The following is a 15,421-nucleotide window of genomic DNA, read 5'->3' as shown; positions in this document are numbered from 1 at the left end:
ACTTTCCTTTAAAAATCGATGGGTTAGGAACCCTAGTATTTGGTCCCCACATGTAAAGCTACCACGCCAGCTGACAAATTGTAATATTTGACGCCGTCGAGACCCGCTTGTTCCATCATTGTTTTCAAAGTTTCCTGGTCCGGATGCATCCGGATCGATTCGGCGAGGTATTGATAGCTCTCGGCATCTTTCGCAAAGCGTTCGCCCAACCACGGCAACACCTTAAAAGAATAGACGTCGTAGACCTTCTTGAGCGGATCCCATACCTTCGAAAATTCCAGCACCAGCAGACGCCCCGCCGGTTTCAGCACGCGCCGCATTTCCGCCAGCGCCACGTCCTTGTGAGTCATGTTGCGCAAGCCGAATGCCACCGTCACTACGTCGAAGTAATTGTCCGGAAAGGGGATTTTCTCAGCGTCGCAAAGCAGCGCCGGCGTGATCACGCCCTTATCCAGCAGACGGTCGCGGCCCACGCGCAGCATCGATTCATTGATGTCGGTGTGCCAGACTTCACCGGTGTCGCCCGCCTGCTTCGCGAACGCCTTCGACAGATCGCCGGTGCCGCCCGCAATGTCGAGCACCTTGTAGCCCGGCCGCACGTTGGCCTGGGCGATCGTGAACATCTTCCACGCGCGGTGCAACCCGCCCGACATCAGGTCGTTCATCAAGTCGTAGTTGGCGGCAACCGAGTGGAACACGCCCGCCACCTTCTGCGCCTTGTCCTGTTCGTCGACCGATTGAAAGCCGAAGTGGGTTTTGCTCATCGCGCTCGTCCTTTCGCGTATTCTGAAATGTTGCGCCGCATCAGTGCGGCGTTCGGGGCGAATCGTATCAGTGACAGTGGCCGTGCGCAGCGCCGGCCTGAACCATCGGCGTATCGCGGTCGACGCCGGCCGCCTGAAGTTTGGCGAGATAGTCGCGCCAGAGTTCATCCTGGCGCACGGCCATGTCGTACAGCAGGTCCCACGAATAGATGCCGGTGGCGTGTCCGTCCGAGAAAGTCGGCTGCAGCGCGTAGTTGCCGACGCCTTCGATCATGGTGATCGTCACTTCGCGCTTGCCGGTCTGCAACGTTTCCTGGCCGGGCCCGTGGCCCATCACTTCCGCCGACGGCGAATACACGCGCAGCAGTTCGAACGGCAGTCGATAAGATTCGCCGTTTGCGTACTGCAATTCGAGCACACGCGATTTGGAATGCACGACCACGCCGGTCGGCACTGGCGTATCGGGAGTTAGTCCACTCATGTTGACCTCATAGAGAACGCCGCCTCAATTCTTCTTGCCCTTTCGCGGGCCCGGCGCGAACGCGACAGGTTCGGGAGCGCTCGAACTCAAGCCAGCGCCTGTTCGATTTCCTGCCGCACCGCTTCGCGCAGCAAGGTGGCTTGCGCGCGGCGCGACGACAGCATGGCTTCGGACACCGTGCGCTGGCGCGGCGCCCAGATGGGCAGCGGAAAATGAGCGTCGTTCGAAAAACGCGGAATCACATGCCAGTGCACGTGCGGCACCTGGTTGCCAAGGCTCGCCAGGTTCACCTTGACCGGCTGCAGGATGCGCCGGATCGCGCGCTCGACCGCATACACGGCCTTCATCACGCGATCCCGGTCGTCTCCATCGAGGTCGGAAAACTCGGCCACATGTTCATTCCAGATGACCCGGCAAAAGCCCGGGTAATCGTGTTCATCGGCGAGTACGACACGCAAGGTGTCGTCGTGCCACAGCACATCGCCGCCATCTTCACGGCAAAAAACGCATTCCATCGTCGGCCTCAGGCAAAAATCGTCAGTCGTGCCATTAAACCAGCACGCGCTCGATTCCGCCATTGTTCGCACGCTGCACGTAGTCGACCATCCAGTCTTCACCGAGCACGTGACGTGCCATCTCGACGACGATGTAGTCCGCCTCGATGCCCGCGTCTTCGTTGTAACGCGACAGCCCTTGCAGGCAGGACGGGCAGCTCGTGAGGATCTTCACGTCGGTGGCGCCCTTCGGCTGCGGGCCGTCGCCGGCCTTGAGCACGGAGCCCTCCGGCGCGCCCGCCGAGCCGGCCGAGGCATTGGCCGGATTGATCCCGTTCGCGCCCGCTTCGGCCACCAAAGGAATGCCGCGCAGCTTCGCCGCACCCTTGCGAATCTCCTCTTCCTTGCGGAAGCGGACCTGTGTCGAAATGTCAGGACGCGTGACCGCGAGCGTGCCAGATTCACCACAGCAGCGGTCGTTCTTCTCGATCTTGTAGCCGTCCTTCTCCGAGCCCATCAACTGATTGACGAGCTTGACGGGGTCCATCGTCTTGATCGGCGTGTGGCACGGGTCGTGGTACATGTAGCGCACGCCGTTCACGCCGTCGAGCTTCATGCCTTTCTCCAGCAGAAACTCGTGGATGTCGATGATCCGGCAGCCCGGGAAGATTTTCTCGAATTCGTAGCCGGCGAGTTGGTCGTAACACGTGCCGCACGACACCACCACGGTCTTGATATCGAGGTAGTTGAGCGTGTTGGCGACGCGGTGGAACAGCACGCGGTTATCCGTGACGATCTGCTCGGCCTTGTCGTACTGGCCCGAACCGCGTTGCGGATAGCCGCAGCACAGGTAGCCCGGCGGCAGCACGGTTTGCACGCCCGCTTCCCACAGCATGGCTTGCGTGGCGAGACCGACCTGCGAGAACAGCCGCTCGGAACCGCAGCCCGGGAAGTAGAACACCGCTTCCGTGTCGGCGGTAGTCGTCTTCGGATTGCGGATGATCGGGACGATCTTGTTGTCTTCGATATCGAGCAACGCGCGCGCGGTCTTCTTCGGCAGGTTGCCCGGCATCTTCTTGTTCATGAAGTGGATCACCTGCTGCGTGACCGGCGGCTTGCCGACGGTTGCCGGCGGGTGCGCCGTCTGCTTCTTCGCGAACTTCTTCAGCACGTCGTTGCCGAGGCGCTGCGCCTTGTAGCCGATGCCCATCATCGCGGTGCGCGCGAGGTTGATGGTCTGCGGATTGGTCGCATTGAGGAAGAACATGCCGGCCGCGTTGCCCGGATTGAACTTCTTCTTGCCCATCTTGCGCAGCAGGTTGCGCATGTTCATGGTCACGTCGCCGAAGTCGATCTTGACCGGGCACGGCGTCACGCATTTGTGACAGACGGTGCAGTGATCCGCGACGTCGTTGAACTCGTCCCAGTGTTTGATCGACACGCCGCGGCGGGTCTGCTCCTCGTACAGGAACGCCTCGACCAGCAGCGAGGTGGCCAAGATTTTGTTGCGCGGGCTGTACAACAGGTTCGCGCGCGGCACGTGGGTCGCGCACACCGGCTTGCACTTGCCGCAGCGCAAGCAGTCCTTGATCGACTCGGAAATCGCGCCGATGTCCGACTGCTGCATGATCAGCGATTCATAACCCATCAGGCCGAAGCTCGGCGTGTAGGCATTGCGCAGGTCGGCGCCTTCGAGCAGCTTGCCCGCGTTGAAGCGGCCATGCGGATCGACGCGTTGCTTGTACTGGCGGAATTCGCTGATCTCGTCTTCCGTCAGGAATTCGAGCTTGGTGATGCCGATGCCGTGCTCGCCGGAAATCACGCCGTCGAGCGAACGCGCGAGCTTCATGATGCGCGCGACCGCCGTGTGGGCGTCCTGCAGCATCTCGTAGTTGTCGGAGTTGACCGGCAGGTTCGTGTGCACGTTGCCGTCGCCCGCGTGCATGTGCAGCGCGACGAACACGCGTCCGCGCAGCACCTGCTTGTGGATCGCCTGGGCTTCGTCGAGGATCGGCTTGAACTCGCCGCCGTTGAAAATCTGCCGCAGTTCGGCGCGGATTTCCTGCTTCCACGACACGCGGATCGTGCGGTCCTGCGTGACGTGAAATACGTTGGCGTCGGGCTGTGCGTCGACGCGGTCGGCGAATTTTTCCGCCATCGCTTCGTAGCCGAGGCCGACCAGATAGTGCTGCGCCTCGCGCAAGGACAGATCGAGCTTGTCGCGCAGGAATTCCCAGCGCGTGCGCACACGCTTGAGCAGATCGAGCGCTTGCTGCACGCGGTCTTCGAGCAGTTCGGCGCTCGGAATCTCGTTGGCGTCGTCGCTCTTGCCGAGCGGCAGCTTGCCGCCCTTGAAGAACGCTTCGAGCGCGTCGACCAGCTGCAGCTTGTTCTTGATCGACAGCTCGATGTTGATGCGCTCGATGCCGTCCGTGTACTCGCCCATGCGGTCGAGCGGAATCACCACGTCTTCGTTGATCTTGAAGGCGTTGGTGTGCTTCGCGATCGCCGCCGTGCGGCTGCGGTCGAGCCAGAAACGCTTGCGCGCCTCGGCATTGACCGCGACGAAGCCTTCGCCGCTCTTGCCGTTGGCCATGCGCACCACTTCCGACGTGGCCTGCGCGACCGCGTCCGCGTCATCGCCGACGATGTCGCCGATCAGCACCATCTTCGGAAACGCGTTGCGCTTGCTCTTGGTCGCGTAGCCGACCGCGCGCAGATAGCGCTCGTCCAGATGCTCGAGGCCGGCGAGAATCGCGCCGCCCTGCTTCGAGGTCTCGAACAGGTAATCCTTGATTTCGACGATGCTCGGAATCGCGTCGCGCGCCTGGCCGAAGAATTCGAGGCAGACGGTGCGCGTGTGCGCCGGCATCTTGTGCAGCACCCAGCGCGCGGACGTGATGAGCCCGTCGCAGCCTTCTTTCTGCACGCCCGGCAGACCGGCGAGGAATTTGTCGGTGACGTCCTTTCCGAGACCTTCCTTACGGAACACGCGGCCCTTGATGTCGAGCGCCTCCGTGCGCAGCAGCTTTTCGCCCGGCGCGTAGTTGCCGTCGAACCATTTGAGCTCGAAACGCGCGACTTCGATGTCGTGAATCTTGCCCATGTTGTGGTCGAGGCGCGTGACTTCGAGCCAGTTCCCTTCCGGGTCGACCATGCGCCACCAGGCGAGGTTGTCGAGCGCCGTGCCCCACAGCACCGCTTTCTTGCCGCCCGCGTTCATCGCGACGTTGCCGCCCACGCAGGACGCATCCAGCGAGGTCGGATCGACGGCGAACACGAAACCCGCCTGCTCGGCCGCTTCGGTCACGCGGCGCGTGACCACGCCCGCGCCGGAGAAAATCGTCGCGACTTTACGGTCGACGCCCGGCAGTTCGGTCATTTCCACCGCGCCGAGCTGTTCGAGCTTTTCAGTGTTGATGACGGCCGAGAACGGCGTGAGCGGCACCGCGCCGCCGGTGTAGCCCGTGCCGCCTCCGCGCGGAATCACGGTCAGCCCGAGCTCGAAACACGCCTTGATCATGCCGGCGATTTCGGCTTCGGTATCCGGCGTCAGCACGACGAACGGGTATTCCACACGCCAGTCGGTCGCGTCGGTCACGTGCGAGACGCGCGACAGGCCGTCGAACTTGATGTTGTCCTTTTCCGTGACCTTGCCCAGCACCTTGGTCGCGCGCTTGCGCAGATCGTAGGTTTTCTGGAATTCGCTGGCGAATTCGTCGACGGCGCGGCGCGCGGCCTGCACCAGCGTTTCGACGCGCGCGGCGCGGTCCACGCCCGCTTCATCGCCGTGCTCGGTCAGATCGGCGCGACGGCGCTTCTCGATCTCGCTCAAACGGTGATGCAAGGCCTCGATCAGCATCGCGCGACGCTTTGGATTGTCGAGCAGGTCGTCTTGCAGGTAAGGATTGCGGCGCACCACCCAGATGTCGCCGAGCACTTCGTACAGCATCCGCGCCGAGCGGCCGGTGCGGCGTTCCGCGCGCAATTCGGCAAGCACCGCCCAGGCTTCGTCGCCGAGCAGGCGGATGACGATTTCGCGATCGGAAAACGACGTGTAGTTGTAGGGAATTTCGCGCAGACGCGCTTCGGGATCGGCGGCTACCGCTGCGGCGGCCCCGTGCGGATCGAAAACTTGAGGTGCGTTCATGTTCGGACGACTCGGTAGGCCAGCCCGGCGCGCTCATCGATGAGGCGTCGGCTGACGGTGCGCGTGGCGCGCAATGCTGGAAATCTTCTAGGGGAGCGAAGCTCGACCGACGGCCAAACCCACGCCGGTCGCCTCGCGGCGCTCAGATATAACTACACGATCGTGCGTGGCGGACGTGACGCTCCGCCGCGGGGCAACACTCACGCGGGGCGGGCATCAAGTGGGCGATCCGAGGCTGCCAGTGCATCTTCCGATCCTTATTCCAAAATGGAATTCTACCGCATCATTCCGCCACGCGTTGACGGCTGAAGTCGGAACAGCGGCGGGGGTTTGCGCACTTTCATGGCAAATCGTACGGCGGCGGCGCCACGCCGGAATGACCAACCGAACGGTCGGGCGGCGCAGTGCGACCCTGCTTCAGTGCATATGCCGAGAGCCTGAGCCTACACCGTTGGCGCTATCATTGACCCTTTCCCGTCTCACCAAGCGCTCCGCGCCACCCGCATGGCTTCCCACGACTACCTGAAAAAAACCCTGACCGCGCGCGTGTACGACGTGGCCCGCGAGACCGAACTCGAACGCGCGCCGAATCTGTCGGCGCGTCTGCGCAATCCGGTCTATCTGAAGCGCGAGGACAACCAGCCGGTGTTCTCGTTCAAGGTGCGCGGCGCGTACAACAAGATGGCGCATATTCCTTCTGAAGCGCTGGAGCGCGGGGTGATTACGGCGTCGGCGGGCAATCATGCGCAGGGCGTGGCGTTGTCGGCGGCGCGCATGGGCGTGAAGGCGATCATCGTGGTGCCGGTGACCACGCCGCAGGTGAAGGTTGATGCAGTGCGCGCGCACGGCGGCCCGACCGTCGAAGTGGTGCAGTTCGGCGAGTCGTATAGCGACGCGTATGAGCACGCAGTCAAGCTGCAGGAAGAGCGCGGCCTGACCTTCGTGCATCCGTTCGACGATCCGTATGTGATCGCCGGACAGGGCACCGTCGCGATGGAGATTCTCAGCCAGCACCAGGGGCCGATTCACGCGATTTTTGTGCCGATCGGCGGCGGTGGACTGGCGGCGGGCGTGGCCGCGTACGTCAAATCGGTGCGCCCGGAGATCAAGGTGATCGGTGTGCAGACCGATGATTCGTGCGCGATGGCCGCGTCTTTGAAAGCCGGTGAGCGTGTCACGCTGAACGAAGTCGGTCTGTTCTCGGACGGCACGGCGGTGAAACTGGTCGGCGAAGAAACCTTCCGCCTGTGCAGCGAATATCTCGACGACGTGCTGCTCGTGAATACCGACGCGCTCTGCGCCGCGATCAAGGACGTCTTCCAGGACACCCGCAGCGTGCTCGAACCCGCGGGCTCGTTGGCCGTGGCCGGCGCGAAGCAGTATGCGGAGCGCGAAGGCATCGAGAACCAGACGCTGATCGCAATCACGTCGGGGGCGAACATGAACTTCGACCGCATGCGCTTCGTGGCCGAACGCGCGGAAGTCGGTGAAGCGCGCGAAGCAGTGTTCGCCGTGACAATCCCCGAAGAGCGCGGCAGTTTCCGCCGCTTCTGCGAACTGGTCGGCACGCGCAGCGTCACCGAATTCAACTACCGGATTGCGGATGCGAACTCCGCCCATATCTTCGTGGGCGTGCAGATCAGGAATCGCAGCGAGTCGGCGCAGATCGCGGGCGCGTTTGAGGCGCACGGCTTCGCCACCGTCGATCTGACGTTCGATGAACTCTCCAAGCAGCACATCCGCTACATGGTCGGCGGCCGATCGCCTCTGGCACATGACGAACGTCTGTTCCGTTTCGAGTTCCCCGAGCGGCCGGGCGCGCTGATGAAATTCCTTTCGTCGATGGCGCCGAACTGGAATATCAGCCTGTTTCACTACCGTAACCAGGGCGCGGACTACAGCTCGATTCTGGTCGGCATCCAGGTGCCCGAAAGCGAGAACGCGGTGTTCAACCAGTTCCTCGCCACGCTTGGTTATCCGAACTGGGAAGAGACGCGGAACCCGGTATATCGCTTATTCCTCGCTTGATTACTCAGGACTGAAACACGCAGATGGCTCTCTCGCTCGTCGACAAACTGGTGGTGGCAATCTCGTCGCGCGCGCTGTTCGACTTCGAGGAAGAGAACCGCGTGTACGAGGAAGGCGATCTGCAGACCTATGAAGCGTTGCAGCGCGATCGCCTGACCGTGCCCGCCAAACCGGGCGTGGCGTTTCCGTTGATCCGCAAGCTGCTGGCCTTGAACGCGGGAGGCCATCGCGTCGAAGTGGTGATCCTCTCGCGCAGCGATCCGATCAGCGGACTGCGCGCGTTTCATTCGTGCCGGGAACATGGGCTTGCCATCGAGCGCGGGGTTTTCACGCGCGGACGCGCGCCGTTCGGCTACCTGAAGCCGCTGAACGCGTCGCTGTTTCTGTCCGCGAACCAGCAGGACGTGCGCGACGCGCTTGCCGCCGGATTTCCCGCCGCGCGCGTGTTGCCCGAATCGGCGAAAATGGCGAGCAAGTATCCGGACGAAATCCGCATCGCCTTCGACGGCGACGCCGTGCTGTTTTCCGACGAAGCCGAGCGCGTGTTCCAGAAGGATGGGCTGCGCGCGTTTGTCGGCCACGAGACTCACAACAAGGATCTGCCGCTCGCGGACGGTCCGTTGAAGCCGTTGCTCGAAGCGCTGCACCGGCTGCAAAAACTCGCGGACGAAGCCGCGCCGATGCATATTCGTACGGCATTGGTCACGGCGCGTTCGGCGCCCGCGCATGAGCGCGCGATCCGCACCTTGATGGCGTGGAACATCGAAATCGACGAAGCGATGTTCCTCGGCGGCCTCGACAAGAGCGCATTTCTGCGCGAGTTCGAGCCGGACTTTTTCTTCGACGACCAAATTGGCCACTGCGAATCGGCCCGCGTCGTGACGGCGACGGGGCACGTGCTGAGTGGCATTGTGAACGCATCATGACACCCGAACAATCACCGCTGGGTAAGGCCTCCACTTACACCGAACAGTACGACGCGTCGCTGCTGTTTCCGATCGCGCGAAAAAATGCGCGCGAGGCGATCGGCATCGGCGCGCAATTGCCGTTCTTCGGCACGGACATCTGGAATGCGTATGAGTTGTCGTGGCTGAACGCGCGCGGCAAGCCGCAGATCGCGGTGGCGACGTTCTTCGTGCCGGCGGATTCGCCGAATATCGTCGAGTCGAAGTCGTTCAAGCTGTATCTCGGCTCATTCGCGCAGACCGCGTTCGAGTCGATGGACGCGGTGCGCGACACGATCAAGCGTGATGTGTCCGCGTCGTGCGGCGCGACTGTGTCGGTTCATCTGGCTGCGCCGTATGAGTTCGGCAAATTGCAGATGGAAGAATTCGAGGGTTTGTCGCTGGATCGGCTGGATCTGGATACCGACATTTATCAGCCGGACGCGTCGTTGTTGAAAGCGGCGCTGGATGAAGCGCCGGTCGAAGAAACAGTGTTCTCCAACTTGCTGAAATCGAATTGTCCGGTGACGGGGCAGCCCGACTGGGGCAGCGTGCAGATTCATTACGTGGGTCCGCAGATCGATCACGCGGGCCTGCTGCGCTACATCATCTCGTACCGGAATCACACTGGGTTTCACGAGCAGTGCGTCGAGAAGATCTTTCTCGATGTGCTGAAGGCTTGCAAACCGGTCAAGCTCGCGGTGTATGCGCGTTATACGCGGCGGGGGGGGCTGGATATTAATCCGTTCCGCACGAATTACAATTTGGCTATGCCGGATAATTTTAGACTGGCGCGGCAGTAAGCAAGCGGATCGTTTTTACGCCGCGTGGCATTACGCGGCCCACATCTGCGCGATTGCCGCTTCCATTCCTCTCGTGAAGCGCGCCGTCTATCAGCGCAGAGCGCTCCATGTGCCCGCGTAAGTCCGAACGCAGTGCGTGCGGTCGCGTTCGGTCGCGAGCCAGACTCACTGCAATCTACATACTGCTCGTTGGATCGCGCAACGAGTTCCGGCGAGTGCCCGTTTGCAGAGAGTGGAGCCTTGCGTATGGTGATCTACCAGATAGGCGGAGAGCGCGGCCTTGTAGAGATTATGAGAGGCGAGGTGGGTTTTCGGCAAGGTGAAAGTCCTTCAAGTACTGCTCATTTTTCAAACAAGCACAGAAGAGGCGAAGGCAGTACAGGACGATGATTGTTTAATCTCAAGGCGCTGCTTCGTCGTGCTGCACCTAGAAAGACGCGGAAACGGTCTGATCGAATGCTGGCTCTACGACAAAAGTCCGCGCAAGTACGCGTTCCATTCCGTGATGCGTCGATCCCATGAATAAAACCTGTTGAAGTAATCGACCTGAAACGAGCGCGCCGTCGCGTCTTCATGCGCGCGTCGCTTGACCGCGCGGATCGCCGCATCCAGTGCGAGGCAAAAGCGCTCGGCATGGCTTTGCCGATCTTCGGTGAACGGATAAAGCGATGCGAAATTCGCGCAGGTTTCAGGCAATGCGCCATAGGCCGGGCAAATGACCAGACAACCTGACGACAGCGCCTCGATGGCCGCGACACAACTCGTCTCCGGCCAGATACTCGGATACGCAAAAATGTCGCAATCACGAAGCGTTTCCCGTACTACGTGATTCGGCTGCGCGCCGTGATAGCGAATTCGCGGATGAGCGCGGCAGCGGTCGAACAGTTGTCGATACGGTTCATCGCGTTGCGCCCAGCCATAAATATTGAAGCTTGAAAATACGTCGAGTTCGATGTCCGGATGCACCTTCGCGAGATGCTCGAACACCGGTACGAGAATCTCGAGTCCGCGGTGGGGCGTCGTGTGATAGATAAGCCGGATCGTTGCGCCGCGACGCGGACGATACGCGCCGAAGGGCTCGATTGCATTCTGCAAGACAACCATTTTGCGATAGGGAACCTGCGGGATCAGATTGTAGAGACAGGCCTGATAGTGCGAGACGCAAACGAGTCCGTCGAACCGCGCGAGGTTATCCGGCGACGCGAGAAATTTCGCCTCTTCTTCGCTCGGCGTGTCGTGCAGCCAGAAAATGCGCTTGCGATCCGCAGCCAGTTGGCGGGCGCGCGACGGAATGATCTGGAAGTGGCGCGCCAACTCCGGATCGAGCCGCGCATGCAGCGCCGCGAGCATGGCCTCCGTGCCGCCCAAGGCACGGGCGCTGAGTTCGTTGGTTTCCATCGTTGAGATCGTCGTATCGAGAGTGCGTCCGCAAGTTCACACAAATGAGCGCGTCAAATCTGACCGCCGACCGCCGTCATCGGGCTCGCCGCCAGCGACGCGCCGAAATCACCGTGATAGGTGTAAATGCCCTGATGCGAAAGCTGCGATTGCGTATCGACAAAAATCCGGCCGCCGATATCACGCCAGCGACGACAGAACGCATAGTCTTCCGACAGATAGCGGTTCGTGTGCGGCTCCACCATGACGTCGAAAAAGCGATAGCAAAGATTGCGCAGCGGCGAGTCAGGCGGGCCGTCCGGCACGTACTGGAGTTCGGGAAGAACCTCGATCATCCGCGTGAATGCTTCGCGCTTGATGCACATGAAGCCGGTCGGTGCTTCGCTGACTTCCATGAAGCCTTCCGCATCGATTTCCGACGACACGTTGTCGTGAACATTGACCGGATAACGCAGATAGCGCGCGGCGAACTCCGCTCGCGTCAAGCCGGCAGGCAACGTGTCCGGCCAATCGAAGCGCTTGATCGGATAGACACCGGCGACAACATCGTGATCGGCGAGAAGCAGACGCATCGCCTGATCGACCGAGAAGCCGATGTCGGCGTCGATCCAGAAAAGGTGAGTGTAGTGCGGGTCGGCCAGAAACTCCGCGACGGCCTCATTGCGAGCACGCGTGATCAGGCTCTCGCCGGAGCGAATCCGCACGCCGCCTTGCATGCCGTTCTGCCACAAAGCATTGTTGAGAGCCAACATGCTGTTGACGAAATTCGAGGTGACGGTGCCGCCGTAGCATGGCGTCATGAAGAGCGGGCGCATGTCGCCGAGAGCGGAGGGAGCGAGCATTGGGGGATCTCTTTGCAAAGGGTGATGTGTTTGGCGTGTGGCGCGCGCCGCAGCGTGGTTGCGTACGCGGCTAACCCGTAAGATTAAACGAGTTGCGCCGCGGCTCATCTCACTTTTAAAGACGCAATTCGGTGGTGAGCGTTGTCTTGTTCGATGTGATTCGTTTTCGCCGCCGGACAACATGCGGGCCTTGTGGATTGCGCGTTTGCGACAGGCTTATCGTCGACACCCACTTGCGGCGCGGCAACGCGATTGCGCAACAAGACGCGACTGCTTAGCAAGCTTCCTCAATGAGAAAATTTGAGGTGAAAGACCGACTAGTTCAGACGCCAGTCGTTTCGATCAAACGACAGCACAGGGAATATGAGCGCGGGAAAATTCCGACGGAATGACGGCGTTTGTCCTATCGACAAAGCGTCAAGGATCACATTCGGAACAAGGAGGAAAATCCGGGATTGGCGGGGACGTCGCGACTTCGGCAGTGCCATGGCTGCCGGCGCAGAGAATGTGAATTTTCGCGGGGCTAAATAGAAAATTCCCGCAGACGCTTCTCGACGAACGGGAGACGGTTCAGAAGCAGAAGCATCAATCTTTCGAGGCGGCATTGCTCAACCAGCAACGGCAAAACGTCGACAAGCGCCGACCACTTCAACCTGGCCGACGCTCACTCACATCAAGGCTTCTTGTAAGCTACACAATCCACTTCGACGCGGCAATCGATCACCATCGAAGAAACCACACATGCACGTGCCGGCGGATTGTCGCCGAAGTACTCGCGGAACACCTTGTTGAACGACGCGAAGTCACGCGGGTCATCCAGCCACACGCCGCAGCGGACCACATCTTCCGCGCCGTAGCCGGCTTCCTTCAGAATCGCGAACACGTTCTGAATCGCCTTGTGCGACTGTTCGACGATGCCACCGTTGATCACTTCGCCGTTTTCCATCGGCGTCTGTCCGGACACGAACAGCCAGCCGTCCGCTTCGACTGCGCGTGCAAACGGCATATGCTGACCGCCCGTTCCCTTGCCGCCTTCAACACCATATCGCTTCATCACTACACTCCTTAAAAAGTCCGGCACGCGTTCGGCAGAAGTGCCGCGCGCGCCGCAGTCAATCGGTTGAACAATCAGAACGCGCCGTGCGCGTCGCCCTTCGACGCCGCGCCGCGCGCCACGAAATGGCCGGCGCGATCGCCCGTCACTTCGCCATTGCGATACGTCAACACGCCGTTCACCCACACCGCATCGATGCCATCGGCGGCCTGTTGCGGGTTCTCGAACGTCGCCACGTCGCGCACCTTGGCCGGGTCGAATAAAACCAGATCGGCGTGGTAACCGATATGCACCTCGCCGCGTTGCGTGAGTCCATAGCGACGCGCCGACAAACTGGTCATCTTGCGCACCGCCTCTTCGAGCGGCAGCAAGCCCGCGTCGCGCGCATAGTGGCCGAGCACGCGCGGAAATGCGCCCCATAAGCGCGGATGCGGCAGCGGATCGTTCGGCAAGCCATCCGAGCCGACCATGGTCGCGGGATGCGAGAGGATGCGCCGCACGTCGTCTTCCGACATGTTGTGATACACCGCGCCCGCCGGTTGCAAGCGCTTGCCCGCTTCCTGCTGCGAGACGCCCCACTCCGCCGCAATCTCCTTCACGAGCTTGCCCGCCATCTCCGGATGCGGCTCCGACCACGTAATCATGATGTCGATATCGCCCGTGATCTGCTTCACATCGAGCGTCGACGAACTGCGGTTGTACGGATAGCAATCGCAACCGATCGGCTGCAGGCGGCTCGCGCCTTCGAGCGACTTCAGCACTTCTTCGCTGCGTCCCCAGTTCGACGGACCCGCGCACTTCAGATGCGAAATCACCACCGGCACGTGTGCGTGACGGCCCACGCGATACGCCTCGTCCATGGCATCGAGAATCGCGTCGAATTCGGTGCGCATGTGCGTGGTGTACAACGCGCCGGCTGCGGCGAGCGGTTCGGCCAATGCCATCACTTCTTCGGTCGGCGCTGAGAACGCCGAGCCGTATGCGAGCCCTGAACTCAGACCCAGCGCACCATTGGCCAATGCTTCTTCGAGTTGCGCGCGCATGCCGTCGATTTCCTGCGGCGTCGCCGCGCGGTCGAGCCGGTCCATCTGGTTGCTGCGCAACGCGGTATGCCCAATCAGCGCGCCGACATTCACCGCGGGCCGCGCCGCGTTCACCGCTTCGACATATGCGGCGAAGGTCGGATACTGGAATGCGTCGCGCTCGCCGAGCAGGTTCATCGGATCGGGCGGATCGCCCTTCAGCGCAACCGGCGACGCGCTGATGCCGCAATTGCCGACGATCACCGTCGTCACGCCTTGCGTGATCTTCGGCAGCATTTGCGGCGAGCGGATCACGTGCGTGTCGTCGTGCGTGTGAACGTCGATAAAACCCGGCGCCAACGCGCGGCCTTCAGCCTCGATCACTTCTTCGGCGAGCCAGTTCGACAGGTTGCCGATCGCGACGATGCGGCCGTCGCGAACCGCGACATCGCGTTCGACAGGCGGCGCGCCCGTGCCGTCATACAGTTGCGCGCCGACGATCAGCGTATCAGCGGCTTCGGGATGCGAGTGCATGGATCAGTCTCCTAACGGTTGTCGATCGCCGCCGCCGCGGTGCGTGTCGAGTGCGTGCTTCATGCGGCGCAGCAATTCGCGGCTCTCGTCACTCTGACTGACGGCAAGTTCGGTGACGAGCACATCGAGCGCCATCATCATCGCGTAACGCGACGACGACGGCTTGTAAATGAAATCGGTCTCAAAAGCGACGATCGGGATCACCCAATCGGCCAGGCGCGCGAGCGGCGAAGCCGGCGCGGTCAGCGCGATCACCGTTGCGCCATAACTGCGCGCGATCTTGCAGTTCTCGACCATCTCGGGCACGCGCCCGGTAGTAGACAGCGCGATCACCACGCATTCGCGCGACACGGTGCTGGCAACCATGCGTTGCAGCAAGCCGTCCTGATAGGTCGCGACAGGCCGGCCCAGGCGCACGAGCCGGAAGCGCATTTCGTCGGCGAGCGCGGTCGAGCCGCCGCCCATGCCGAACACGTAGATCATGCGCGCGCCGCGCAAAGCAGCCGCCGCGTCGCCGAGCGGCGCCTGGCGCAGCAATTGATGGTTATGCGCCAGCGCGGTCTGCAATTCGTCGAACACGCGAGTCGCGATCGGCTCGGGCGCGTCGCTCGGGCCGCCGGGCTGCAGGAAGCGCTGACCGACGGCGGCCGCCTGCGCAAGCCGCAGTTTGAGTTCGCGGACATCGCGGCAACCCACGGCTTTGGCGAAGCGCGTCACGGTCGCGACGCTCACCTCCGCCCGCTGCGCGAGCGCGCCGATGCTGGCGCGCGAAGCGCCCGTCAGGTCGTCGAGAATCAGCGCGGCGACCTTGCGTTCGGCCGAGCGCAGTTCCGGCGCGCATTCGGCAATGCGCGCGACGATGTCGAAAGCCAGCGGTTCGGCGGTTAGATTCATTGCGGACTGTGGG

Annotated in this window: 12 protein-coding genes; 3 read left to right on the top strand and 9 right to left on the bottom strand. The window is 61.9% G+C overall.

Going from position 1 to position 15,421, the window contains the following annotated elements; translation table 11 throughout:
- Positions 1-32: 32 nt before the first annotated feature.
- The 4 genes from ubiE to B0G81_RS27715 form a co-directional block, all read right to left on the bottom strand.
- Positions 33-764 (bottom strand): bifunctional demethylmenaquinone methyltransferase/2-methoxy-6-polyprenyl-1,4-benzoquinol methylase UbiE, encoded by a 732-nt coding sequence (gene ubiE / locus B0G81_RS27730; protein ID WP_012431711.1) that lies wholly within the window; start codon positions 762-764, stop codon positions 33-35.
- A gap of 67 nt (positions 765-831) precedes the next feature.
- Entirely contained in the window at positions 832-1,245 is a 414-nt protein-coding gene (locus tag B0G81_RS27725) for a DUF971 domain-containing protein (RefSeq protein ID WP_106282019.1), read from the bottom strand.
- A gap of 86 nt (positions 1,246-1,331) precedes the next feature.
- Positions 1,332-1,760 (bottom strand): HIT family protein, encoded by a 429-nt coding sequence (locus tag B0G81_RS27720; RefSeq protein WP_106282021.1) that lies wholly within the window; start codon positions 1,758-1,760, stop codon positions 1,332-1,334.
- Positions 1,761-1,794: 34 nt separating this feature from the next.
- Positions 1,795-5,889, bottom strand: a complete 4,095-nt coding sequence (locus tag B0G81_RS27715) for an FAD/FMN-binding oxidoreductase (protein ID WP_134139615.1) — start codon at positions 5,887-5,889, stop codon at positions 1,795-1,797.
- 504 nt (positions 5,890-6,393) lie between these two features.
- Between B0G81_RS27715 and ilvA the strand changes: the two genes are divergently transcribed.
- The 3 genes from ilvA to queF are packed head-to-tail and all read left to right on the top strand — an operon-like array spanning position 6,394 to position 9,664.
- On the top strand, positions 6,394-7,917 hold the full coding sequence (gene ilvA / locus B0G81_RS27705) for a threonine ammonia-lyase, biosynthetic (protein ID WP_134139613.1): 1,524 nt from the start codon (positions 6,394-6,396) through the stop codon (positions 7,915-7,917).
- Positions 7,918-7,940: 23 nt separating this feature from the next.
- On the top strand, positions 7,941-8,843 hold the full coding sequence (locus tag B0G81_RS27700) for a 5'-nucleotidase (protein WP_134139611.1): 903 nt from the start codon (positions 7,941-7,943) through the stop codon (positions 8,841-8,843).
- Positions 8,840-9,664: an NADPH-dependent 7-cyano-7-deazaguanine reductase QueF gene (gene queF / locus B0G81_RS27695; RefSeq protein WP_134139607.1), complete on the top strand. Its 825-nt coding sequence runs from the start codon at positions 8,840-8,842 to the stop codon at positions 9,662-9,664. Before B0G81_RS27700 ends, queF begins: the two co-directional genes overlap by 4 nt.
- Before the next feature lie 465 nt (positions 9,665-10,129).
- Here the strand turns inward: queF and B0G81_RS27690 are convergent, their stop codons facing one another.
- From B0G81_RS27690 to B0G81_RS27670, 5 genes are all read right to left on the bottom strand, one after another.
- On the bottom strand, positions 10,130-11,062 hold the full coding sequence (locus B0G81_RS27690) for a glycosyltransferase family 4 protein (RefSeq protein ID WP_134139602.1): 933 nt from the start codon (positions 11,060-11,062) through the stop codon (positions 10,130-10,132).
- A 53-nt stretch (positions 11,063-11,115) separates the two neighbouring features.
- A complete protein-coding gene (locus B0G81_RS27685) occupies positions 11,116-11,904 on the bottom strand; it encodes a hypothetical protein (protein ID WP_116118953.1) in 789 nt (262 codons plus the stop codon).
- A gap of 673 nt (positions 11,905-12,577) precedes the next feature.
- Positions 12,578-12,958, bottom strand: coding sequence for a RidA family protein (locus B0G81_RS27680; RefSeq protein ID WP_134139598.1), 381 nt, complete (start codon positions 12,956-12,958; stop codon positions 12,578-12,580).
- 74 nt (positions 12,959-13,032) lie between these two features.
- Positions 13,033-14,514 (bottom strand): D-aminoacylase, encoded by a 1,482-nt coding sequence (locus tag B0G81_RS27675; protein WP_134139593.1) that lies wholly within the window; start codon positions 14,512-14,514, stop codon positions 13,033-13,035.
- Between the two features lie 3 nt (positions 14,515-14,517).
- Positions 14,518-15,408, bottom strand: a complete 891-nt coding sequence (locus B0G81_RS27670; protein WP_134139591.1) for a MurR/RpiR family transcriptional regulator — start codon at positions 15,406-15,408, stop codon at positions 14,518-14,520.
- Positions 15,409-15,421 lie beyond the last annotated feature (13 nt).

This window comes from Paraburkholderia sp. BL6665CI2N2 (assembly GCF_004366535.1).
In the GTDB taxonomy this organism is placed as follows: Bacteria; Pseudomonadota; Gammaproteobacteria; order Burkholderiales; family Burkholderiaceae; genus Paraburkholderia.
This window is presented reverse-complemented; position numbering and strand designations above follow the sequence as displayed.